A 24,098-nucleotide genomic window follows, 5' to 3' on the forward strand; every position below is an offset into this window, starting at 1 on the left:
ACAGCGCGGACTTGGGGGTGATCATGGGGGAAGTGGTGTGGCTGGGTCGGTACCCGGTCAAGTCAATGTGCGGCGAGCGTCTCATCGAGGCGCGCCTGGACGCTTCGGGCGTCGTGGGCGACCGCCGCTGTGCCCTGATCGACGAGGAGACCGGTCTGGTCGCCAGCGCGAAGAACCCTCGCAGGTGGCACGCCCTGCTCTCGATGACCGCCCGTCACGAGCCGGACGGCCGGGTGGTCGTCACCGGCCCGGACGGCGAGCAGATCCACACCGGCGCACCCACCGCCAACTCCGCGCTGTCGCGAGCCCTGGGACGACCCGTACGGCTGACCGACAGCCTCCCGCAAGACGCGAGCATGGAACGGCTGACCCCGCAGACCGAGCCCGGCGCCGGAACGGTGACCCACAGCAGCCTCGCGGCCGGCACCCCCGGCAACACCTTCGTCGACTTCGCCGCCGTCCACGTGATCACCACCGCCACCCTGGACGCCCTGGCTCGGCGGCACCCCGGTGGTCGAATGGACCCGCGACGGTTCCGCCCGAACATCGTGGTGCGCTTGGACGACCCCGCACCCTTCGCGGAGAACACCTGGCAAGGCCAGACCATGACCGTCGCCGCCCAGACCGCGATCCGCATCGTCGCACCCACCCCGCGCTGCGCGGTGCCCACCCTCGCCCAAGGCACCGATCTGCCCGACGACCCAGCCGTGCTACGCACAGCCGCACGGCTCAACCGGGTTCCGGTCTTCGACCTGGGCAAACTGACCTGCGTCGGCGCCTACGGCGCTGTCCAACGCGAGGGCGTACTGCGGCTTGGCGACCGCGTCATGATCGCCACCTGACGCGGCACCCCCTAAGGTGCGCGGTGTGCCGGCGATCCGCCCGAGCCGGAAACTCGCCTCCCATGTCATGGTGGAGACCCGACGGGCCGTCACCATGCCGGTCGTCGCCGTCGCCCGCCAGCGTCAGTCGAACAGCCGGTCGAGCGCTTCCTGTTCCAGGTCGCACCAGCGCTGGACGCCCTTCAGGGCCTTGGCGATCTCCTTCTCGTCGAGGTGGTCGGCGCCCTCCTCGCGGATGCACGCGACGTTGAACGGCCCGCCGACCGACGGCGAGGTCCGATCCAGCGCCTCCAGCACCCGTAGCACGCCCACCACGCCGTACTCGACGGTGCGCGTGGTCATCCGGAAGTGGGACAGCAGCGCGCCGGCCTGCTGGGCCATGGGTGCGCCGGAGCCGATGGCGTGGAAGCCCACGTCTTCGTAACGGCCGATGAGCCCGTTTGGGTTGATCTCCACGATCCATGGCGCGCCCTGGCTGTAGCCGGCCGCGAGCAGGTACGCAGACACCCCACCCCCGCCGTCCTCTCCGGGCACGTCCGGGATGTAGTTCTCGTAGTGCTTCTTGAAGACGGGCAGGACGCGTTCCTGCAACTCGTCGCCGATGTCGGGTGCTTCGAGGATGGCGGTGGCCGAATCCTCAAGGAGGGGACGCAGGTCGTTGAGAACTCCGCGCGCGCCGCTGCCACCCCAGGCGGCGCAGGAGCCCAGTGGGTGCAGCTTCCGGGCGGGGAAGCTCAGACCGCGGTCGCTTTCGGTGATCTGGGAGTCCGCGCCGATCACCACCCCGTCGCTGCAGACAACGGCGAGTACGACGGTCATGGGGTCCTCCAGGGCAGGGGTGGGGGTTGGGCGCGAGGTACCCGGCATCCCGCCTGCTTACACCCCGACAGGTGCCGGCCCGTTCGCTGCCCCGAACGAGAGCCCTCTCCGGTCTCCCTACACTGCTTGGCGTGAGACTGCCGGCGTACGACCGCGGGGTGCTCGCTGTGCAGCGGCGGGCGTTCGATGAAGCTCGTGAGCAGTTGGAGTTGGCTGGCCCGGATGACAGGGCGTTGCTGCTGCTGGGCCAGTTGGCCAGTAACGGTCAGGGCGAGCCGACGGACCCGGTGAAGGCCGGCCAGTTGTACGAGCGGGCGGCCGAGTTGGGCAACGCTGAAGCGGCCCACAATCTGGGCGTCCTGTATGCCACTGGACGGGGTGTCGCCCAGGACCTCACGGTGGCGCTCCGGTGGTATCGGCGTTCGGCTGAGCTGGGTGACGTGTCTGCTCGCCGGATGGTCGGACTGATGTACGCGACTGGGCAGGGCGTGGCGGTCGACGAGGACGAGGCGGAGCGGCAGTGGCGGTCGGCAGCGGCGGATGGCGAGGTACGGGCGCTGCATGACTTGGGGACGCTGTTCGGGTATCACAAGGGGGACCTACCGGAGGCGGCGTCCTGGTATCTGCTGGCCGCCAAGGCGGGCGTCGAGGTGGCCGAGCAGGAGCTACAGCTGCTCGCGCCGAAGCTGCAGGAACTGGTCCGGGTTGACAGCCGGGCGCGCACGATGCTCGGCGTGATCCGCGCCTTCCAGCTCGATGATCCGGCGGGTGGTGCGGAGCTGCTGACCGTCCCGGCACAGGAAGGCGATCCGATCGCCCAGCGCAGCCTCGGCTACCTCGTCCAGCACGGCTTGGGAGTGGAGCAGGACGATGTCCGGGCGGCCACCCTCTACCAGGCCGCCGCCGACGCGGGCGACGGCTTCGCCGCGTTCAACCTCGGTGTGCTGTCCGGTAGCTCGCCCGAGGCGGTGCACTGGCTGCGGCGCGCGGCGGAGGCCGGGATCTCCGAGGCGTATCCGCTGCTAGGCGACCGGCTCAGCGAGCGTGACCTGGACGAGGAGGCGCTCAGGTGGTACGTGCGGGGCGCCGAGTCCGGTGACAAGGGCAGCATGTTCGCGGCAGCCTGCTGGTACCGCGACGGCTTCGGCGGGCCGATCAACCTCGTCCAGGCACTTCGGTGGTATCTCACCATGCTCAATGTCGGCAGCGGTGACGGCATACACGAAGCCCACGAGATCGTGCCGAGGATGACCGCCGACGAGATCTACGAGGCGGGTCGGCTCTCGGGCCGGCTGCTGGAGGCAGATCTCTTCGTGCAACGGCAGGCTCCCCGGAGCGCTGCCTCCGATTGACCGGATGCTCCTGCGGTGACACGACCTGCACGGCCGCGACGGCATGGCCTCAGATCCGGGGCAACTTCCCTGCTCCTGCTGCCTCGGGGTCGGGCTGAGGCAGCAACAACAGGAAAGTTGCCCGGATCTCGGGTTCGGCAAGGGACCCACCGGGTACGGCGGGGGTGCGGCTCAGCGGGTGACCGCTGCCGCCACCGACTGCTCCAGGATGCCGAGGCCCTCGGCCAGTTCGTCGTCAGTCAGGGTCAGGGGCGGCATCAGCTTCACCACCTCGTCGGTGGACCCGGACCTCTCCACCAGCAGCCCACGGGAGAACGCCTCCTGGGCGACTCGTCGGGCCAGGTGCGGCTCCCGGAAGGCCAGGCCCCACACCAGGCCCCGGCCACGGGAGGTCGCGATGTGCGCCGGGTGTCGCTCGGCGAGCTCCGCGAGCCAGTCCTCCAGCAGGATGTCCCGTTCCGCTGTCTGCTTCTCCAGTTTGCTGTCGACCCAGAATTCCTTGAGCGCAGCGGCGGCCGTGACGAAGGCGAAGTTGTTGCCGCGGAAGGTGCCGTTGTGTTCGCCGGGTTGCCACACGTCGAGTTCGGGGCGGAAGAGCGTGAGGGACATCGGCAGGCCGTACCCGCTTATGGACTTGGAAAGGCAGACGATGTCGGGGGTGATTCCGGCGTGCTCGAAGCTGAAGAACGGGCCGGTGCGACCGCAGCCCATCTGGATGTCGTCGACGATCAGCAGCACGTTGCGACGGGCGCACAGCTCGGCGAGGTCGGCGAGCCAGATCGCGCGGGCCGGGTTGATGCCGCCTTCGCCCTGCACGGTCTCCACGATGACGGCGGCCGGTAGGTCCATTCCGCTGCTGCTGTCGGCGAGCATGGTGTCGAGCAGGGTGAGCCCGGAGACCTGACCACCGGCGAAGCCGTCGTACGGGACGCGCCAGGTGTTTCCGAGTGGAACGCCGGCGCCGGCGCGCAGGGCGGCGTTTCCGGTGAGGGCCAGTGACCCGAGTGACATGCCGTGGAAGGCGCCGGTGAAGGCGACGACGGTGTGGCGTCCGGTCACTTTGCGGGCGAGTTTGAGGGCGGCCTCGACGCTGTTCGTGCCGGTGGGCCCGGTGAACTGCACGCGGTAGTCCAGGCCACGGGGAACGAGCACCTGGGATGCGAACTCGGTGAGGAAGTCCTGCTTGGCGGCGGTCAGCATGTCGAGGCTGTGGGTGACGCCGTCCCGCTCCAGGTAGTCCAGCAGGGCCTGCTTGAGGGTCGGATGGTTGTGGCCGTAGTTGAGGGCACCGGCGCCGGCGAAGAAGTCAAGGTAGGCGCGGCCGTCGTCGGCGAACATCCGGCTGCCACGCCCGTGGTCGAACACGACCGGCCAGCTTCGGCAGTAACTACGGACCTCGGACTCAATTGTCGGGGCGATCATGATTTCTCCCTCGGAGTTGGAGCTGCCCGTCCACCACGGTTTCGGAGTCGCGTCGATGTAGCTGTCTGCGTCCACGGCGCTGAGCTGCCGGCCCTCGGCGGCGAGACGTTGTGCTGCCGCCCCGCCGCACGCCGTGTTCGGCGGGACGGGGCGGCATGAGGTGTGGTGTGGTGCGGACTTCGGCCGTCAGGCCCTGGCCATCTGCTCCCGCAGGCTTCGCGGCCGCATGTCCGACCACACCTTTCCGATGTGATCCAGGCACTCCTGCTTCGACCCGGACGTCCCTTCGGCGGTCCAGCCGAGCGGCAGCTCCCGGTCTGCCCACCAGATCGAGTACTGCTCCTCGTCGTTGCGCACGACGCGGTAGACACCGTCGTCAGTCATGACCCCTCCGGCATGGTCGGGTGATCCGAATAGCTGAGCCCGATGTTGCCGGGCCCACGCGTACCGCCCATAGAGACGAATACGCAGACGCGTCGTGCGACTCCGTCCCTGTTCGACGGTCCGCACCTCGCGCAGGCTCTGGGGTCACGGCCGATCGCCACCTGGAAGGGGGCTCGGCATGACCGAGCGACGCCACCTGATTTCCATCGACGACCTCTCCGACGACCAACTGCGCTGGCTCGTCCAGCGCGGCGCCGAGTACTCGCGTGGTTCCGCGGGAGCCGACCAGCCCCTGTCCGGGGCGGTCGTCGGCGTGCTGTTCCGTAAGACCTCCACCCGTACCCGGACCGCGTTCTCCGCCGGTGCGCTGCGTCTCGGCGCCGGCCTGATCACGTACGGCCCGAACGACCTGCAACTGGCCACCGGCGAGTCGGTGGAGGACACCGGCGCGGTGCTCTCCGGCATGCTCGACGTCCTGGTCGCCCGCACGGTCGGTCCGGAGTCCGAGCTGCGGGCGTACGCCGCCCAGAAGCGCATGTCGGTGATCAACGCGATGAGCGCGGTCGAACACCCGACGCAGGCCCTCGCCGACCTCACCACGATCCTCCGGCACTTCGGCCGGGTCGAGGGCGTACGGGTGCTGTACGTGGGGGAGGGGAACAACACCGCCTCGGCGTTGACCCTCGCGCTGTCCCGGTATCCCGGCGCCGAGCTGCACCTGCGTACCCCGGCCGAGTACGGCGTGGAGCAGCGCTACCTCGATCAGGCGGCGGTGTCCGCCCGGCGCAGCGGCGCACGTGTCGAGCAGCGGCACGACGTGTCCGACCTGCCAGCGGTCGACGTCGTCTACACCACCCGTTGGCAGACGACGGGTTCGACGAAGCCGACGCCCGACTGGCGTACCGAGTTCGCCCCGTTCCAGGTCAACGAGGCGCTGATGGCGGCCTGTCCGGGCGCGGTCTTCATGCACGATCTGCCGGCGCACCGGGGCGAGGAGGTGACCGGGGCGGTGCTCGACGGGCCCGACAGCATCGCCTTCGCCCAGGCCGAGAACAAGTACCACAGCGCCCGGGCGGTCCTGGAGTGGTGCGCCACCGACCGGCCGAGCGGCGGAGCGGGGCTGTGACCACGTTTCTCGACGACATCCTGACCCACGCCACGACCCGGCCCGACGCACCGGCGATCGTCACCCCGGACACCGCCCTGTGTTACGAGGACTTCGCCGCCCGGACCGACCGGCTGGCCCGGGCGCTGGTGGCCCGGGGCGTCGGACCGGAGCAGGTCTGCGCGGTCATGGTCGACCGGGGCCCGGAGGCCGTCATCGCGATGGCGGCCGTGCTTCGGGCCGGCGGCGCCTTCCTCACCCTCAACACCGAGCTGCCCGACCAGCGACTGGCGGCGATGGTCCGCACCGCCCAGGCCCGGTTCCTGGTCACCACACCGGCCCGGGCCGGGCAGCACGACCTCGCCATCGACGGCCCCACCGTATTCGTCGACGCGCCTGACGCGTCGGCGCCCCTGCGACCGGTGTCGCCCCGATCGCTGGCCTACGTCAGTCACACCTCCGGTTCGTCGGGGCCGCCGAACGCGGTACTGCTGGAGCACCGTGGCGTCACCAACTACCTGCGGTTCGTCGTCGCCGACTACCAACTCGGTCCGGACACCGTGGTGCTGCAACTCGCGCCGTTCGGGTACGACGCCTCGATCCGCGACACGTTCGCCCCGCTCGTCGCGGGCGGGCAGGTGGTCCTCGCGCCGCGCTCCACCCTGTTGCGCGCCGGTGAGTTCGTCGCGGCCCTCCGCAGGTGGGGCGTGAACACGATCCTGTCGGCCACCCCGACCTTTCTGACGTCGCTGCGGCACAGCGATCTGCCCGACCTGCGGTTGACCGTGTCCAGCGGTGAGTCGCTGCGACCGTTCCTCGTCGCCGGTGGCCGGGACCGGGTGCCCGGACGGCTGATCAACCAGTACGGCCCCACCGAGACCACGATGACCTCGACCCGCTTCGCCGTGCCGGCGGTCCCGGACACGACTGTCGACCTGATCGGAACACCGATCGACGGCGTGAGCGTGCATCTGCTCGACGACGAGCTGCACGCCGTGCCGAACGGCGGTGTCGGCGAGGTGTGGATCGGTGGATGTGGAGTCGCGCGCGGCTACAGCGGCCGACCGGGCTTGACCGCGGACCGGTTCCTGCCGGACCCACACGGCGCGCCCGGCGCGCGCATGTACCGCACCGGGGATCTGGCGCGTCGGTTGCCCGACGGTGACCTCGTGTATCTCGGCCGCATCGACCGGCAGATCAAGGTCCGGGGTTACCGGATCGACCCGGCTGAGATCGAGGGCGCGCTGCTGGCCCATCCCGCCGTCACCGGCGCGGTGGTCACCTCGGGTACCGATGCCGGCGGCCGGGTCTTCCTCATCGCGCACGTCGCCGCGGCGTCGGGGCAGGTGACGGACGCAGCGCTGCGCGCCCACCTGGCGATGACGTTGCCCCACTACATGATCCCGCGACGGTTCGCCCGGATCGACCGCCTACCGACGACGGTCAGCGGCAAGACCGACCGCCGGGCGGTCACCGTGGACGGGCCATGAGGACGACAGGCGTCGGGCCCACCCTCGCGGATGTACGCCTGGCCGCCGACCGGATCACCGGCCTGGTCGATCGCACTCCGGTGCTGGCGCTGGATTCGCGGGTGCTGGTCAAGGCCGAGCACCGCCAGCGCGGCGGCTCGTTCAAGATCAGGGGCGCGGCGAACGCGATGCTTGCCCGGTACGCGGACGAGGTGGTCGCGGGTTCCTCCGGTAACCACGGCATCGCCGTCGCCATGCTCGGTGCCGCGTTGGGCATCAGGGTGACGATCGTGATGGCCGCCGGGGCCAGCGACGGCAAGGCCCGGACGATCCGGGCGCTGGGCGCCAGCGTGGTCCAGGTGACCGGCGGCGTGGTCGAACGTGACCGTCGGGCCGCGGACATCGCCGCGGCGACCGGGGCGGTCTTCGTGCCTTCCTCCGACGACGAGTTGGTGGTGGCCGGGGCCGGCACGGTCGGGCTTGAGGTGCTCGAACAGGTGCCGGGCGTCACGACGATCTTCGTACCGACCGGCGGTGGTGGCCTGCTGGCCGGCGTCTGCCTGGCGGCGTCGGCGCTGTCCCAGCGGGTGCGGGTCGTCGGGGTGGAGCCGATGTCCGCCCGCCGTTACGCCGTTTCCGTCGCCCAGGGTGCGCCGATCGAGCTGCCGCCGTCCATGACGATCGCCGACGGCCTGCGTGGGCAACGACCCGGTGCGGTTCCCTGGCCGATCATTCGGCACCGGGTCGACGATCTGATCGGCGTGACCGACGAGGCGATCACCCACGCGCTGGGTGTTCTTCGCCGTGCCGGTGTCAGCGCGGAACCAAGCGGTGCGGTAGCGCTGGCCGGCGCGCTACGGCGCGGATCTGCCGGCCGTGCGGTCGTCATTGTTTCGGGTGGAAACGGCACGGCCGGCAGCAGCACGAAGAAAACAGAAGAACCTCCGGCAGAACTGCTGCCGGCGTCAACCGGTGAGTCTGCATGTTCTTCCCTGCGCTGTCTCGACGGTGCGGAGGAATCTCGTAGTAGGCGCATCGCGGCGGATGCAATTCGAGGAGCGGCTCTATGACCGAACAAACCCCCACCGGGTCAGGAGTGCTGGCAACCATCGGAGCGACACCGATAGTCGAGCTGGTGAAGCTCGACCCCGAGAGTCCGTTCAGGACGTTCGCTAAGTTGGAGTCGCACAATCCGGGCGGCAGTATCAAGGACCGCTCGGCGCTGGAGATGCTGCGAGAACGCATACGCGACGGGCGGCTCGTACCCGGAAGATCGGTGGTGATCGAGTCAAGTTCCGGCAATCTCGGAATCGGGCTCGCGCAGGTCTGCGGGTACTACGGAATTCGCTTCATCTGTGTGGTCGACCCGCGCACCAACAAGGACAACATCGCCATCATGCGGGCGCTCGGCGCGCAGGTCGAGGTGGTCACCGATGTCGACCCGGCCACCGGAGAGTACCTGCCCGTCCGTATCCGACGGGTGCGTGAACTCGTCGCGACGATCGATCACGCGTACTGCCCGGACCAGTATTCGAACCCGCTCAACCCGCAGGCACACCGTACGACGGTACGAGAGATCGTGCGCGCGCTGCCGGACATCGACTACCTGTTCTGTGCCACGAGTTCCTGCGGCACCCTGCGGGGGTGCGCCGAATACATCCGGACGCACCAACTGCCGGTGACCATCGTGGCGGTGGACGCGTTGGGCAGTGCGATATTCGGCCCAGCGGTCGGGTGGCGGATGATTCCCGGCCACGGCGCATCGGTGCGTCCGAAGCTGTACCGCAGCGATCTGGCCGACATCGTGGTCCGAGTCGATGATCTCGACGCGATTGTGGCCTGTCGCCGGCTGGCCGCCCGCGAGGCGATTCTCGTCGGTGGCTCGTCGGGCGCAGTCGTGGCGGGCCTGGAGCAGATGCGCGATCAGATCCGACCCGGGGCCACCTGCGCCATGGTCTTTCCCGACCGCGGTGAGCGGTACCTCGACACCATTTACGACGACGACTGGGTCATGACGTACTTCGGTGACGTGTCGCACCTGTGGACCAAGCCCGACATGGAGGTGGCGCCATGTTGATTCTCGGCGCAGGTGAGGTCCGTGCCGTCCTCGACGGAGGCGAGCGCGATGTGGTGTCCGCGGTGGAGGCGGCGTACCGGTCGCACGCGCTGGGCCGTACCCGGGTACCACAGTCGGTTTTCCTCCGTTTCCCCGACGGAGAGCGCGAGCGGATCATCGCGCTGCCGGCCTATCTGGGCGGTGAGACGCCGACCTGCGGGGTGAAGTGGGTGTCATCCTTTCCCGGCAACCTCGACCGGGGGATGCACCGGGCCTCGGCCGTGATGATCCTGAACTCGGTACACACCGGCGTACCGGAGGCGATCCTCGAAGCGTCGGCGATCTCGGCCGGGCGTACGGCCGCGAGCGCCGCCCTGGCGGCGTCCACGCTCTCCTCGTCCAGCCCGGAATCGGCTGTGACGCTCGTCGGCTGCGGTCCGATCAACTTCGAGGTGCTGAGATATCTGCGCACCGTGCTGCCGACGCTGGACACGGTGACCCTGTACGACCTCAGCGCCGAACGGGCGCAGTCCTTCGCCGCCGAGGCGCGGTCGGTCTGGCCGACGTTGAAGATCGACGTGGCCGAGAACGCGGCCGACGCCATGGCCCGCCACAAGCTGGTGTGCCTGGCGACCACGGCGAGCGTCCCGCACCTGGGTACCGAGCACTGCCGCCCGGGAACGCTGGTGCTGCACCTGTCCCTGCGTGACCTCACCACCGACTCGATCCGTTCCAGCGTGAACATCGTGGACGACGCGGACCACGTGTGCCGGGCCGCGACCTCGCTGGATCTGGCCCAGCAGGAAGCCGGCCACCGCGACTTCATCGCCGCCTCGCTCGGCGAGGTCCTGGTGGCCGGTGAGCGGTACGTCAGGAGCGACGAAGCCGTGACGGTGTTCTCCCCGTTCGGTCTCGGCTGCCTGGATCTGGCAGTGGCCGACCTGGTCCGGCGTGCGGCGTCGGGCCGCGGCCTGGGCACCACATTGGATGACTTCCTACCGACGAAGCAGCAGGTGTGCGCATGACTGACATCCTCGAAACCGACAACCAGCTCCGACTGTCGTTCGAGCAGGAGCAGCTGTGGTTTCTCGACCAGGTCCGGTCCGGCACCCAGGAGTACCTGTTGCACTGGGGATTCCGGCTGCGCGGGCCGCTGGACCGGGCGGCGCTTACCGCTGCCTTCACCGACATCGCCGCCCGGCACGAGATTCTGCGTACCCGCTATTCGACTGTTGACGGACAGCCGGTGCAGATCATCGACGAGCCGGCGGCGGCCGACCTCAGGGTGGTGGACCTCACCGGGTACCCCGCCGCGGAACAGGACCGACGGGTACGCGAGATCGGCGAGGCGGCGGTGACCACGCCGATCGACCTGCGCGAATCAGCTCCGTGGCGGCTGACCCTCGTGCAGCTTTCCCCCACTGACGCGATCTTGATGCTGGTGGTGCATCACATCGCCTTCGACGGCCCGTCGCTGGGCATCCTGGCGCGGGAACTGGGCGTGCTCTACGCGGCCCACGCCGCTAGCGAGAAGTCGCCGCTGGCACCGCTGGAGCTCCAGTACGCCGACTTCGCCGACTGGCAGCGGAGCCGATGGGACGCGAACGACGCGACCTTCGTCCGGCACCTGGACTACTGGCGGGAGCGACTGACCGGACTGCCGTCGCTGGAACTGCCCACGGACCGGCAGCGCCCCGCCGCCTGGGAGCCGGCCGGCGATGTGGTGGCGTTCGCGGTGCCGGCCCCGTTGGCGGCCCGGATCAGCTCCGTGGGACGTGCCGCCCGGGCGACCCCGTTCATGGTGTTCCTGGCCGCCTACCAGCTCCTGATCAGCCGTTACGCGGATCAGCTCGACTTCGGTGTCGGAGTGTCGACAAGCGGACGGAACCGGGTCGAGCTGGAGTCGGTGATCGGCTCGCTCGCGCAGACGGTGGTGCTGCGGACCGACCTGTCCGGCGATCCCACCTTCGTCGAGTTGCTCGGTCGGGTCCGCGAGACGGCCCTGGACGCCTTCGAACACAAGGACGTGCCCCTGCAACGCCTGGCCGCCGAACTGTCGCCGGATCGCGGCCTGGCCCGCAACCCGCTCTTCCAGGTCGGGTTCGCGGTCCTGAACGGCCAGGGGGAGCCGCTGAGTCTGCCCGGCATCGAGGTCGACTGGGTGCCGACCCCGGTACGCAGTGCCACCTTCGACATGTCGCTCCAGATGACCGAGGAGCCGGACGGATCCTGGGTGGCCCGGATCACCTATCCGACGGCGCTCTTCGACCGGGCCCGGATCGAGCGGATGGCCGACAACTACGTGGCGCTGCTGGAGAACCTGGCGGCGGCGCCGGAGAAGCCGCTGCGCGACGTGCCGACCGTGACGACCGCGCAGCAGCAGCAGTTGCTCGGCTGGCACCCCGCACCGCGCGCAGCGACCGACGCCCTGCTGCCGGACCTGTTCCGGGCACAGGCCGAGGCCACGCCGGACGCGGTGGCCGTGATCTGTGGTGACACCGAGCTGACCTACGCCGAGCTGAGGTCCAGGGCGGACAAGCTGGCCAGCTTCCTGCGCACCCGCGGAGTCGGCGCGGAAACCGCCGTCGGCGTCGCCCTGCACCGCGGTACCGATCTCGTGGTCGCGCTGCTCGGCTCGCTCACCGCCGGCGCGGTCTACGTTCCGCTCGCACCCGACCTGCCCGACGAGCGGCTCGAATTCATGATCGAGAATGCGGGCGTCGAACTGGTGCTCACCGACACGGCGCTGCGACAGCGGATTCCGCAGCAGACCCCGGTGGTGGTGCTCGACGAGCAGTGGGACGACATCGCCCGCGCCACGCCACCGCCGCCGGTGGCGCTCGACGCCGCGAACGCCGCCTACGTGATGTACACGTCCGGCTCCACCGGTCGCCCCAAGGGCGTCGTGATCAGTCACGGCGGGATCCGGAACCGGGTGCTGTGGGCGGTGGACCAGTTCGCGCTCACCGGTACCGACCGGGTACTGCAGAAGACGACCATCGGGTTCGACGCGTCGATGTGGGAGTTCCTGGCGCCGCTGGTGTCCGGCGGTTCAGTGGTGATGGCGCCGCAGGACGCCCACCGCGACACCGCAGTGATGGTTGGTGCCCTGGCCGCGTACCGGGTCACCGTGGTGCAACTCGTCCCGTCCGTGCTACGCACCGTGGTCGAGGAGCCGGAGCTGGCCGCCTGCGACGCGCTGCGGCTGGTCTGCTCGGCCGGGGAGCCGCTGCCGACCGAACTGTGCGAGCGACTGCTCGGCGTGCGTGAGGTGGAGGTGTACAACACCTACGGCCCGACCGAGTCCTCGATCGACGTGACCGCGTGGCGCTACGCACGTGGCGAGACCGACGGTACGGTTCCGATCGGTGCCGCGCTGCCCGGCGTCGACCTGTACGTGGTGGATTCCGCCGGTCGGCTCGTGCCCATCGGCGTACCGGGTGAGTTGTGTATCGGCGGCGTCGGCCTCGCCCGCGGTTACGCCGGGCGCGGCGACCTTACGGCCGAACGCTTCACCCCGAATCCCTTCGCCGACCGGCCCGGCCAGCGGTGGTACCGCACCGGAGACCTCGCCAGGTGGCGCGACGACGGGGTCCTGGAGTTCGTCGGCCGCCTCGACGCGCAGGTCAAGGTGCGGGGCGTACGTGTCGAACCCGGTGAGGTGGAGGCCGCGCTGCGGGCGCATCCGTCCGTCGCGGCGGCCGTGGTCACTTCCTACCGGTCCGTCACCGGCGACCTGGAACTCGCGGGCTACGTGGTGCCGGCCGCCGGTACGACGGTGGAGGTCGACGAGTTGTCCGGATTCCTCGGCACCCGGCTGCCCGCCGCGATGGTTCCCGCCAGCATCGTCCCGCTGGCCGCGCTGCCGTCGCTGCCCAACGGAAAGGTCGACAGGTCGGCGCTGCCGCACCCCGGCAGCCGCCCGCCCGGTGACGACCCGGAGCACGCCGAGCCCGATGACGTGCCCCCCGGTCACGTCGCTCCCCGGACGGAGACCGAGCGGGCCGTCGCCACGCTGATGGGCGAGCTGACCGGGGCCGAGCGGGTCGGCGTCGCCGACGACTTCTTCGCGCTGGGTGGGCATTCGCTGCTGGCGATCCGGCTCGCGCACCGGTTGCGTCGCCGGTTCGGGCTGGAGCTGACGGTGGCCACCCTGTTCGAAGGACGGACCGTGGAGCGGGTCGCCGCGGCGATCGACGCGGGCACGGCACCCGACAGCGAGCCGCAGATCGTGCCCGTATCCCGCGACGGCGCCCTGCCGACCTCGTTCGGCCAGCAACGACTGTGGTTCCTGGACCAGCTCGAACCGGGCAGCGCGGAGTACCTGATTCCCTTGGTGTACCACCTCACCGGAGCGCTCGACACCGCGACGCTGCGCCGCGCGGTCGAGCAGGTCAGCGCCCGGCACGAGGTGCTGCGCACCCGCTATGTCGGGGACAGCGGCGTTCCGCTGCAACTCGTGGATCCCCCCGGCCCGGTGCCCTTCGACGTCGTGGACCTGATCGGCACCGCGGATGCCGCACAGCGCGCCAGGACGATCGTCGAAGCGGTGAGCGCCCGGCCGTTCGACCTCACCCGCGAGCGTCCGCTGCGGGTCACGGTCGTGCACACGGCGGCCGACGAACACCTGATCGCGATCACCCTGCACCACATCGCCTTCGACAACTGGTCGCTTGGCATCTTCCTGCGCGAGCTGAACGAGGCGTACGCGGCGGGGCGCGCCGGTACCCCGTGGTCGACGCAGCCGCTTCCGGTGCAGTACGCCGACTTCGCCGCCTGGCAACGCGACCGGCAGGCCGACGGCACCATCGGCAACCAGATCGAGCACTGGCGAAACCGGCTCGCCGGGCTCGTGCCGGTCGAGCTGACCCCCGACCGGCCCCGCCAGCCCGGGCGGGACCTGCGCGGCGACATGCTGATCGTCGACATTCCGCAGACCACCGGAGCGGCAGTACGCGAGCTGGGCAACCAGACCGGCGCAACCATGTTCATGGTGCTGCTGGCCGCGTTCGACGTGCTGCTGAGCCGCCACACCGGCCGCACCGACATCGCGATCGGCACCCCGGTCGCCGGTCGGACGCGGCCGGAGACCGAGGACCTGGTCGGCTTCTTCGTCAACAACCTCGTGGTCCGGGCCGACGTGGGCGGGAACCCGACCTTCCTCGACCTGGTCGACCGGGTCCGCCGGAGCGCCCTGGAGGCGTTCGCCAACCAGGAGGTGCCGTTCGAACACCTCGTCGACGCCTTGCAACCGGACCGCGACCTGTCCCGCAACCCGCTGTTCCAGATCATGTTCGAGGTACAGCACACCGGCGCCGGCAACGCGGCGTCGACCCTCGCCGGCTGCGCCGCGACCGGCCTGGACAGCGGCCTGTCGGTGGCCAAGTTCGACCTCACCCTGTCCGTGATGGAGCAGCCGGACGGCCGGCTGGAATGCTGGTTCGAGTACGCCACGGCGCTGTTCGACCGCTCGACGATCGAACGCCTCGCCGGCCAGTACCTACGCCTGCTGGGCGGCGTGACCGCCGACCCGCAGGCCCGGATCAGCGAGCTGGATCTGCTGTCGGCCGACGAACGCCACACGATCGTGCACCAGTGGGCGGACCCTGACGCGGACCGGCTGGACCTGCTCGACCCGCCCGGCGAACGGCACCTCTCGGTACCGGAGCTGTTCGAACAGTGGGCGGCCCGGACCCCGGACGCGACCGCCGTGGTGTTCGGCGCCGAGCGGCTCGGCTACGCGGAGCTGAACGCCCGGGTCAACGAGCTGGCGCACCAGCTCCGTGCGATGGGGGTCGGCCCGGAGGTCGTCGTCGGCTCGTGCCTTCAGCGCGGGATCGCACCGGTCGTGGTGCTGCTGGCGGTGCTCAAGGCCGGCGGCGTGTACGCGCCGTTCGACCCGGAACATCCGCCGGAGCGGCTGCGCTACATGCTCGCCGACGCCGGAGCGCAGCTGGTGGTCACCACCGGCACGTTCGCCGACCGGTTCGCCGGGCACGACCGGCCGGTGCTGGTCGTCGACGACGGGGACCGGGCGAGCGGCCGGCCAACGACCGACCTGGCAACCGTCACGGTGCCGGACAACCTCGCGTACATCATCTACACGTCCGGTTCGACCGGCCGCCCCAAGGGCGTGATGATCTCGCACCGGGCGTACGCGCACCACTGCCGGGTGGTCGCCGACCAGTACGGCATCCGCCCGGGCGAACGGGTCGTGCAGCTCTCGGCGCTCACCTTCGACGTCGCGATGGACCAGATCGGCGCCACCCTGGTCACCGGTGCCACGATCGTGGTGAGCGACCCGGTCTTCTGGACGCCGAACGAGCTGCCGGCCAAGCTGGCGCAGTACGGCGTGACGGTCATGGAGATCACCCCGGCGTACTACCGGGAGATGATGGAGTCCGGCGTGGACCGGCTCACCGCGATGAAGACCATCAACGTCAGCTCGGACGTGGTGACCGTCGACGACGCCCAACGCTGGGCGGCGACCGGCCTGCCCGGCCGGTTCCTCTGCACCTACGGGCCGACCGAGGCGACCGTCACGTGCATGTTCAACCCCGTGTCGGGCGATCTCGCCGACGAGCGCAGCACGGCCACCCTGCACATCGGCCGGGCGGCCGCCGGTACCCAGGTGTACGTGCTCGACGCGGAGATGCGTCCGCTTCCGGTCGGGGTGCCCGGTGAGCTGTACCTCGGCGGCGTTCGCCTGGCCCGTGGCTACCACGACCGGCCGGAGCTGACCGCGGAGCGGTTCGTGCCCGACCCGTTCGCCACCGAACCGGGAGCGCGCCTCTACCGCACCGGCGATCTGGTGCGGCTCCGGCCGGACGGCGCTGTCGACTTCCTCGGCCGACTCGACACCCAGGTGAAGATCCGTGGTTTCCGGATCGAACTCGCCGAGATCGAAGCCGTGCTGGCCAGGCACCCTGCGGTGTCCGCAGCCGCCGTCGTCGCGAGGGACGTCGGGCCCGGCGACAAGCGGCTCGTCGCCTACCTGGAGTGGCCCCACGACACCGGACCAGACCTCGACGAACTGCGGGCGTACCTCCGGGAGTCGCTGCCCTCGTACATGATCCCGTCGGCCTGGGTCACCGTCGCGGCCCTGCCGCTGTCACCGAGCAAGAAGGTCGACCGGGCGGCGCTGCCAGATCCGAAACCGTCCGAACTCGACGGTGCCCGCGGGTACGTGGCGCCACGGGACCCGGCGGAGGAGACCATCGCCGGGATCTGGTCGGAAATTCTCGGCGTCGACCGGGTCGGCGTCGATGACGACTTCTTCGGACTCGGTGGGCACTCGTTGCTGGCCACCCGGGTCCTGGCCCGGCTGCGGGCGACCTTCGCCGTGGAGGTCCCGCTGCGCTGCCTGTTCGAGGCGACCACCGTGGCCGAGCTGGCGGTGGTGGTGACCGACCTGATCACGGCGGAACTCGACGAGTTGACCGACGCCCAGATGAGCGAACTGCTTTCCCAGGATGGTGCCCTGTGACTGAGACAATCGATCGAGCCGGTCTGCGCGCGGAACTGCTTCGGCGCAGGCTCGTAGGTGCCGCGACCGCCGCGCCGGACGAGGGGATCACCCGGGTCTCGCGGGAGACGCCGCCCGCGCTGTCGTTCGCGCAGCGCCGGCTGTGGATCCTCGACCAGGTCCGGCCGGGCGGTACGGAGTATCTGGCCAGTGCCGGCCTGCGCCTGTTCGGGCCGCTGGAGCCCGGCGCGCTGCGAGCGGCGCTGGACGCGATCGTGGCCCGGCACGAGGTGCTGCGTACCCGCTACGTGGTGGTCGACGGTGAACCGGGCCAGGTGATCGACCCTCCGCAGCCGGCCACGCTGCACGAGGTGGACCTGCGTGGCCTCGACCCCGCCGCGCAGGACGAACGGATCGCCGGCTGGATGACCCACGACCGGGCACCCGTCGACCTGGCGACCGGCCCGGTGCTGACCGGAACCCTCGCGCGGCTGGCCGACGAGGAGCACGCGCTGGTGGTGACCCTGCACCACATCGCCTTCGACGGCTGGTCCGAGCAGGTGCTGTGGCGGGAACTCGACCGGTTGTACACCGCCGCGCTGACCGGCGGGCCGTCCCCGCTGGCGCCACTACCTGTGCAGTACGCGGACTTCGCCGCGTGGCAGCGCGATGCGATGTCCGGTGCCAAGCTGGACCGTCAGCTCGACTACTGGCGGCAGGCGCTGGCCGGCGCCACCGCGCTGGAACTGCCGCTCGACCGGCCCCGTCCACAGGTCCGGGACAGCGCCTGCGACCTGGTCCCGTTCGCGGTGTCCGCGTCGGACGCCCGAGCCCTGCACGAACTCGCCCGCCAGTCCGGCGCGACGCCGTTCATGGTGCTGATGGCCGTGTACGCGATCACGCTGGGCCGGTTCGGCCGGAGCAACGACATCACGATCGGCACCCCGGTGGCCTGTCGCGACCGGGCCGAGGTGCAGGACCTGATCGGGCTGTTCCTCAACACGCTGGTGCTGCGCACCGACCTGTCCGGCGACCCGTCCTTCCGCGAGGTGCTCCGGCGGGTGAAGGAGATGGCGCTCGGCGCCTACGCCCACCAGGAACTCCCGTTCGAACGGCTGGTCGACGAGCTGGCCCCGGTGCGCGACGCCTCCCGTACCCCGCTGTTCTCGACCATGTTCCTCTGGGCCAACGGGGACTCCACGGCCCGCCGCGTCGGCGAACTGCGCGCCGAGGAACTGCCGGTCGGCGAGAGCGACGCCAAGTTCGACCTGACCCTGGTCGTCGTCGACCAGCCCGACGGCACCCTCACCGGCTTCCTGAACTACGCCACCGCGCTGTTCGACAGGGACACCGTCGAGCGGTTCGCGAGCCACTTCACCGCCCTCGTCGGCAGCATCGCGGCCACGCCGGACGCACCTGTCAGCCAGCTCGTCGAGTCTCCACCGGCGGAGCGGGAGCTGGTGCTGCGGACGTGGAACGAGACCGAGGTGGCGTACCCGACCGGCACCCTGCCGGAGCTGTTCGCGCAGCAGGTGGCCCGGACCCCGGACGCCGTCGCCCTTCGCTTCGAGGGCGAGGACGTCTCCTACGCCGAGCTGGACCGGCGGGTCGACCGACTGGCGCGGTACCTGGTCGACGCGGGTGTCGGGCCGGAGTCGATCGTCGGCGTGTGCCGCCGACGCGGTGTCGAGCTGGTGGTGGCCCTGCTGGCGATCCAGAGGGCCGGCGGCGCCTACCTGCCGCTGGACCCGGACCACCCGGCCGAGCGTCGGGACTACATGTGCGCCGACGCCGGTGTCACAATCGTGCTCACCGATGGCGAATCGGCCATCAGCGGCAACGGGCCGGCATCGGCGAGCCCGACCCCGGCGGGGCCGGACCACCCCGCGTACGTGATCTACACGTCCGGCTCGACCGGCCGGCCCAAGGGCGTCGTGGTCACCCACCGCGCGATCGTCAACCGGCTGCGCTGGATGCAGGACGCCTACCGGCTGGACGACTCCGACCGGGTGCTGCAGAAGACCCCGTACAGCTTCGACGTCTCGGTGTGGGAGTTCTTCTGGCCGCTGATCACCGGGGCGACGCTGGTGATCGCCCGCCCCGACGGCCACCGCGACCCGCACTACCTGGCCGACCTGATCGCCACCGAGCAGGTCACCACCCTGCACTTCGTACCGTCGATGCTGCGGGTGTTCCTGGCCGAGTCGTTCGGGCCGCTGCCGTCGGTGCGCCGGATGATCTGTAGCGGCGAGGCGCTCCCCGCCGACCTGGTCGCCGCCGTCCACGAGCGGATCGGCTGCGAGCTGCACAACCTCTACGGGCCGACCGAGGCGGCCGTCGACGTCACCGCGGTGCGGTGCCTGCCCGGGACGCCGGTCACCATCGGACGGCCGATCGCCAACACGCGTACCTACATTGTCGACGAGAACCTGCGACCGGTCCCCATCGGAGTGCCGGGTGAGCTGCTGCTGGGCGGCGTGCAGTTGGCCCGCGGCTACCTCAGCCGCCCGGAGCTCACGGCACAGCGGTTCGTTCCCGACCCGTTCGCGGCGTCCGGTGGCGGGGGAGGACGGCTGTACCGCACCGGCGACCTCGCGCGTTACCTGCCGGACGGCCGGATCGACTACCTCGGCCGGCTCGACGACCAGGTGAAGATCCGTGGGCACCGGGTCGAACTCGGCGAGATCGAGGCGGTGGCGGCGGAGCACCCGGCAGTGTCCGCGGTCGCCGTGGCGGTGCACGACGGCCAGCTCGTCGGCTACCTCGTCGCCCGGGACACCGACGCCGGCGTCGAGGTGAGCGACGTGGCGTCGTTCCTGCGCGGTCGACTGCCCGAGGCGATGATCCCGAGCCACTGGCAGCTGCTGCCCGCGCTTCCCCTGACCACCAGCGGAAAGACGGATCGGCGCGCGCTGCCGGCCCCGACACCTGGCCGCGCCTGGGCGGCCGGAGCGTACGTCGCCCCCCGCACCGAAGCCGAAGGCGTCGTCACCGAGGCGCTCGCGGCGGCGCTGGGCATCGATCGGATCGGTGTGCACGACCGGTTCTTCGACGTCGGGGGTGACTCGATCCGGGCCATCCGCGCGATCGGCACCCTGCGTCGGGGCGGGCTGAACCTGTCGGTGCAGGACATCTTCACCCACCAGACCGCGGCGCAGCTGGCCACGCTCGCCGACCGGCCGGCGACCGGTGCGGACGAGGCGCCGGTCGGCCGGTTCGAGCAACTCGACCCGGCCGACCGTGACCGGCTCCCCGACGGCCTGGTGGACGCCTACCCGATGGGTCAGGTGCAGGCCGGCATGGTGTACGAGATGCTGGTCAACGGCTCGCACCCGGCGTACCAGAACGTCACCAGCTTCGACATCGCCGACGACGGCCCGTTCTCGCTGGCCGCGTTGCAGCAGGCCGCGCAATGGCTGGTCGACCGGCACGAGATCCTGCGCACCACGTTCCACCCGTCCGGCTACACCGAGCCGATGCAACTCGTCCACGCTGAGGCGCGGGTCGAGGTGGGCTTCGACGATCTACGCGAGCTTGCGGAAGCTGAGCAGCAGGACATCCTGGAGCGGTACCGGGAGACGATGAAGCTGGCGATGCTGCCCATCGATCACGCCCCGCAACTGCGCTGGCACGTGCACCGCACCGGGGAGCGGACGTGGGTGCTGACCCACACCGAGTGCCACGCCATCCTGGACGGTTGGAGCCACCACTCCCTCATCGCCGAGCTGCGGGACACCTACCGGGCGATCCGGGACGCGGACCCCGATGCGCTGAAGCCTCCGCCTCCCGGGCGGTACGCCGACTTCGTCAGGTTGGAACGGCGATCGCTGTCGGCCGGGCCGGACGAGCAGTTCTGGCGGAGCCGGGTCGACGAGTACGACCGGATCGCGTTGCCGGCGGACACCGCCCCCGCCGGCCACGGCGCGGTGCCGGAGCTGCGGATGTCCTGGCGGCATCTCGAGCCGGGGCTGCGTGAGCTGGCCGCGCGGACGCAGACCTCGCTCAAGGCCGTGCTGCACACCGCGCACCTCGCGATGATCGGCGCCATCACCGGCCAGCGGCGGTTCTTCAGTGGTCTGGTCGTCAACGGCCGGCCCGAACTGCTGCGCGGCGACGAGGTGATGGGGATGTACCTCAACACCGTGCCGTTCGCGGTGGATCTGCGTACGCCCCGTTGGCGCGACCTCGTGCGCGCCGTGTTCGCCGAGGAGCTTGCCGTCTGGCCGCACCGGCGCTACCCGATCCCCGCGATGCAGCGTGCCTGGGGCGCCGGTACGCCGCTTATCAGCAGCATCTTCTCCTACCTCGACTTCCACGTGCTCGACGCGCAGGAGGACGTGTTCGGCGCGGTCGTCGACGACAGCCCCAACGAGTTCACCCTGGTCACGTTGACCTTCCCGGGCGAGCTGCGACTGGAGTGCCGGGCCGGCTGGGCGACCCAGGAGCGGCTGACCGCCCTGGGCGAGACCTTCCTCGAACTGCTCACCGCGATGATCGCCGACGGCGGCGCGAACCCGGTCGACCTCAGCTCGACCCCGGCGCACCGGTTCACCGAGCCGCAGCAGGACTGGCCCGCCCTGCCCGAGGCGTGCGTCACCGACCTGTTCACGGCCCAGGCGCAGGCCCGGCCGGACGCCGTCGCACTCGAGTGCGGCGATTCGCGCCTGACCTACGGCGAACTCGACGCCCGGGCCAACCAGCTGGCGTGGGCGCTTCGTGAGCACGGTGTGGGCCTGGAAACGCCCGTCGCCGTCTGCATGGACCGCGGGATCGACACGGTGGTCGCGCTGCTCGGCATCCTCAAGGCCGGCGGCTGCTACCTGCCGCTCGACCCCAAGTACCCGGACGGCCGCATCGAGTACCTCCTCGACGATTCCGGCGCCCAGGTGCTGGTGAGCGGGCCGGCCCACGCCCACCGTTTCGTGGCGCGTGCCGGACTGACCACGCTGAACCTGGACTCCGACTGGTGGTCGGACGGCAGCCGGCCGACCACCGCGCCACAGGTGGCCCTGTCACCGGAGAACCTCGCCTACATCACGTACACGTCGGGGTCCACCGGACGTCCGAAGGGCGTGCTGGTCCCGCACCGCGGCGTCGTACGGCTGGTGCACGGCCAGGAGTACGCGCGACTGGACGCCGAGCAGGTCATGCTCCAGATCTGCACGCTCGCCTTCGACGCGTCGACGTTCGAGGTCTGGGGTGCGCTGTGCAACGGGGCCCGGCTGGTCGTCTCCCCGGAAATGCCGACCGCCGACGGGCTCGACGAACTCCTGCGCCGACACGGGGTGACCGTGCTGTGCCTGCCCACCGGCCTCTTCAACACCATGATGGACGTTCGGCCGCAGGCGTTGGCCGGGGTACGGGAAGTGGTGGTCGGTGGCGAGGTGCTGCCGCCGCTGCAGGTGCGTAAGGCGATGGAACACGGCGTGCTGGTCAGCAACGGGTACGGCCCGACCGAGACCACCACCTTCGCCACCGTCCACCCACGGATCCCCCTGCCGGCGCTCACCGACGTCATCCCGATCGGGAAGCCGATCCATCACACCTACGTGCACGTCGTCGACGAGAACCTCGACCCGGTCCCGTTCGGCGTGCCGGGTGAGCTGCTGCTGGGTGGTCCGGGCGTCGCGCGCGGATACCAGAGCCGTCCGGACCTGACCGCCGAACGCTTCGTACCGGACCCGTCCGGGCACGCGCCGGGGAACCGGCTCTACCGCACCGGGGACCTGGTCCGCCAGGATCCGGACGGCACGATCCACTTCATCGGGCGGCGCGACCACCAGGTGAAGATTCGTGGGCACCGCGTCGAGTTGGGCGAGGTGGAGGCCGCGATCGCCGAGCTGCCCACGGTGCGGGCCGCCGCGGCGGCGGCGTACCAGGGCGTGGACGGGGTCAAGCAGCTAGTCGGGTACGTGGTGCTCGACGAGGACGGCCCGGCCGACCCCGCCCGGCTCGGTGACGTGATGCGCAGCCGGGTGCCCGGTTTCCTGGTCCCGACGGCCTGGGTCCGCCTGGACCGGCTCCCGCTGAACAACAACGGAAAGCTCGACCGGGCCGCGCTGCCCCGGCCGGCGGCGACGACCTCGGTACGGGAATACAGCGCACCACGTACGCCCACGGAAGTGGCGGTCGCCGAGGTCTGGACCGAGGTCTTCCGCCTGCCCCGGGTCGGCCGTGACGACGACTTCTTCGACCTCGGCGGGCACTCGCTGTTGACCTTGCGGGCGATCGCGATGCTGCGGGACCGGCACGACATCGAGACGACCGTGCGAACCTTCGTCGAGCACCGCACGCTCGCGGCGCTCGCCGCGTCGATCGACGGCGAGCGGCAGCCGGCCACGGCGCTGCTCTGGCTGCGCCGGACCGGCGACCAACCGCCACTGGTGTGTGTGCACCCCGGCGGCGGCAGCGCGCACTGGTACCGGCGGCTGGCCGAGCACCTTGATCCGAATCTGCCGGTGGTCGCCTTCGAGTGGCCGGGCCCTGACCCGTCGACCGGCTCGGTGCCGTCCACCGAGGAGATGGCGACCCGCTACCTCGCGGAGTTGCGGGAGGCGGTCCCGCAGGGGCCGTACCGGATCTTCAGCTGGTGTGGCGGCAGCGGGGTGAGCACCGAGATGGCCAGCCGGCTGATGGCCGAAGGCGAGGAGGTCACCTTCATCCTGCTCGACCCGGGGCAGGACGCGTGGCAGAAGGAGCACCTCTGGTCGGAGTACGCGCTGATCAAACAGTGTGTGACGAACCTGGAACGGCTCGACGCGGCACCGCCGGACGAGGACACCTCGGTGCTCCGGCAGGAGACGCTGGCGCTGCTCGAACACATCGTGGACGACATCGTCGGCAACGACGGGATCACGCTCCCCGAACGCGGCGCGGGAACGATGTGGCTGCCCGCCGCGCGGATGTGGGAGGAGGTGATGGAGATGGTGCTGTCCTACCGGGACCGCCCGTACGCCGGTCACCTGGACCTGATCGTCAGTGACGAGCTGGCGCAGGGTGAGCACGAGGTCGTCAGCTCCGGCCAGAGTTACGGCGACTACCTCCAACGGTGGCGCGAGCGGACCGCCGGGCTGGGGGTGCACCGGGCGAAGGGTGAGCACTTCTCGGTCATGAAGGAATACGTGGCGGACCTCGCCGGCATCCTGACGGGGCTGATCGACAAGCCGGCCGGGCGACGGTGAACG

11 protein-coding genes and 1 pseudogene are annotated in these 24,098 nt (G+C 70.5%); 9 read left to right on the plus strand and 3 right to left on the minus strand.

Features of this window, described 5'->3' with window-relative positions; genetic code table 11:
- Positions 1–23: 23 nt before the first annotated feature.
- On the plus strand, positions 24–842 hold the full coding sequence (locus tag Vse01_RS22245; protein ID WP_139233118.1) for an MOSC domain-containing protein: 819 nt from the start codon (positions 24–26) through the stop codon (positions 840–842).
- A gap of 123 nt (positions 843–965) precedes the next feature.
- Here Vse01_RS22245 and Vse01_RS22250 read toward each other — a convergent pair whose 3' ends face one another.
- The gene (locus tag Vse01_RS22250; protein ID WP_093402959.1) at positions 966–1,661 is read right to left on the minus strand and encodes a proteasome protein; all 696 of its coding nucleotides are present in this window, start codon (positions 1,659–1,661) and stop codon (positions 966–968) included.
- A 131-nt stretch (positions 1,662–1,792) separates the two neighbouring features.
- On the opposite strand from Vse01_RS22250, the gene Vse01_RS22255 reads away from it, so the two are divergent.
- Positions 1,793–3,013 carry a tetratricopeptide repeat protein gene (locus Vse01_RS22255; protein ID WP_170863373.1) on the plus strand — a complete coding sequence of 407 codons (1,221 nt, stop codon included), beginning with the start codon at positions 1,793–1,795 and terminating at the stop codon, positions 3,011–3,013.
- Between the two features lie 171 nt (positions 3,014–3,184).
- Here Vse01_RS22255 and ectB read toward each other — a convergent pair whose 3' ends face one another.
- Positions 3,185–4,435 (minus strand): diaminobutyrate--2-oxoglutarate transaminase, encoded by a 1,251-nt coding sequence (ectB, locus tag Vse01_RS22260; RefSeq protein ID WP_093403212.1) that lies wholly within the window; start codon positions 4,433–4,435, stop codon positions 3,185–3,187.
- 186 nt (positions 4,436–4,621) lie between these two features.
- Entirely contained in the window at positions 4,622–4,819 is a 198-nt protein-coding gene (locus tag Vse01_RS22265; RefSeq protein ID WP_093402962.1) for an MbtH family protein, read from the minus strand.
- Between the two features lie 178 nt (positions 4,820–4,997).
- On the opposite strand from Vse01_RS22265, the gene Vse01_RS22270 reads away from it, so the two are divergent.
- The 7 genes and pseudogenes from Vse01_RS22270 to Vse01_RS22300 all read left to right on the plus strand — a co-directional run bounded on the left by Vse01_RS22270 (position 4,998) and on the right by Vse01_RS22300 (position 24,095).
- The gene (locus Vse01_RS22270; RefSeq protein WP_093402964.1) at positions 4,998–5,945 is read left to right on the plus strand and encodes an ornithine carbamoyltransferase; all 948 of its coding nucleotides are present in this window, start codon (positions 4,998–5,000) and stop codon (positions 5,943–5,945) included.
- Complete coding sequence (locus Vse01_RS22275) at positions 5,942–7,414, plus strand: amino acid adenylation domain-containing protein (protein WP_093403214.1); 1,473 nt, start codon at positions 5,942–5,944, stop codon at positions 7,412–7,414. The genes Vse01_RS22270 and Vse01_RS22275 overlap by 4 nt, the downstream gene beginning before the upstream one ends.
- A pseudogene (locus Vse01_RS22280) lies at positions 7,411–8,346 on the plus strand (threonine ammonia-lyase); the annotation flags it as partial. The gene Vse01_RS22275 and the pseudogene Vse01_RS22280, both read left to right, overlap by 4 nt.
- A gap of 113 nt (positions 8,347–8,459) precedes the next feature.
- Positions 8,460–9,470 carry a 2,3-diaminopropionate biosynthesis protein SbnA gene (gene sbnA / locus Vse01_RS22285; protein ID WP_093402967.1) on the plus strand — a complete coding sequence of 337 codons (1,011 nt, stop codon included), beginning with the start codon at positions 8,460–8,462 and terminating at the stop codon, positions 9,468–9,470.
- On the plus strand, positions 9,464–10,474 hold the full coding sequence (gene sbnB / locus Vse01_RS22290; RefSeq protein WP_093402968.1) for a 2,3-diaminopropionate biosynthesis protein SbnB: 1,011 nt from the start codon (positions 9,464–9,466) through the stop codon (positions 10,472–10,474). Before sbnA ends, sbnB begins: the two co-directional genes overlap by 7 nt.
- Positions 10,471–16,935, plus strand: a complete 6,465-nt coding sequence (locus tag Vse01_RS22295; RefSeq protein WP_093402970.1) for a non-ribosomal peptide synthetase — start codon at positions 10,471–10,473, stop codon at positions 16,933–16,935. The genes sbnB and Vse01_RS22295 overlap by 4 nt, the downstream gene beginning before the upstream one ends.
- Positions 16,932–24,095 carry a non-ribosomal peptide synthetase gene (locus tag Vse01_RS22300; RefSeq protein ID WP_093402971.1) on the plus strand — a complete coding sequence of 2,388 codons (7,164 nt, stop codon included), beginning with the start codon at positions 16,932–16,934 and terminating at the stop codon, positions 24,093–24,095. Before Vse01_RS22295 ends, Vse01_RS22300 begins: the two co-directional genes overlap by 4 nt.
- Positions 24,096–24,098 lie beyond the last annotated feature (3 nt).

The organism is Micromonospora sediminimaris, assembly GCF_016863575.1.
Taxonomy (GTDB): domain Bacteria; phylum Actinomycetota; class Actinomycetes; order Mycobacteriales; family Micromonosporaceae; genus Micromonospora; species Micromonospora sediminimaris.

What these genes read in the sequence shown, in the direction of transcription:
- Vse01_RS22245 (WP_139233118.1), top strand. Translation starts at nt 24, where the DNA reads ATGGGGGAAGTGGTGTGGCTGGGTCGGTACCCGGTCAAGTCAATGTGC.
- Vse01_RS22250 (WP_093402959.1), bottom strand. Translation starts at nt 1,661, where the DNA reads ATGACCGTCGTACTCGCCGTTGTCTGCAGCGACGGGGTGGTGATCGGC.
- ectB (WP_093403212.1), bottom strand. Translation starts at nt 4,435, where the DNA reads ATGATCGCCCCGACAATTGAGTCCGAGGTCCGTAGTTACTGCCGAAGC.
- Vse01_RS22265 (WP_093402962.1), bottom strand. Translation starts at nt 4,819, where the DNA reads ATGACTGACGACGGTGTCTACCGCGTCGTGCGCAACGACGAGGAGCAG.
- Vse01_RS22270 (WP_093402964.1), top strand. Translation starts at nt 4,998, where the DNA reads ATGACCGAGCGACGCCACCTGATTTCCATCGACGACCTCTCCGACGAC.
- sbnA (WP_093402967.1), top strand. Translation starts at nt 8,460, where the DNA reads ATGACCGAACAAACCCCCACCGGGTCAGGAGTGCTGGCAACCATCGGA.
- sbnB (WP_093402968.1), top strand. Translation starts at nt 9,464, where the DNA reads ATGTTGATTCTCGGCGCAGGTGAGGTCCGTGCCGTCCTCGACGGAGGC.
- Vse01_RS22295 (WP_093402970.1), top strand. Translation starts at nt 10,471, where the DNA reads ATGACTGACATCCTCGAAACCGACAACCAGCTCCGACTGTCGTTCGAG.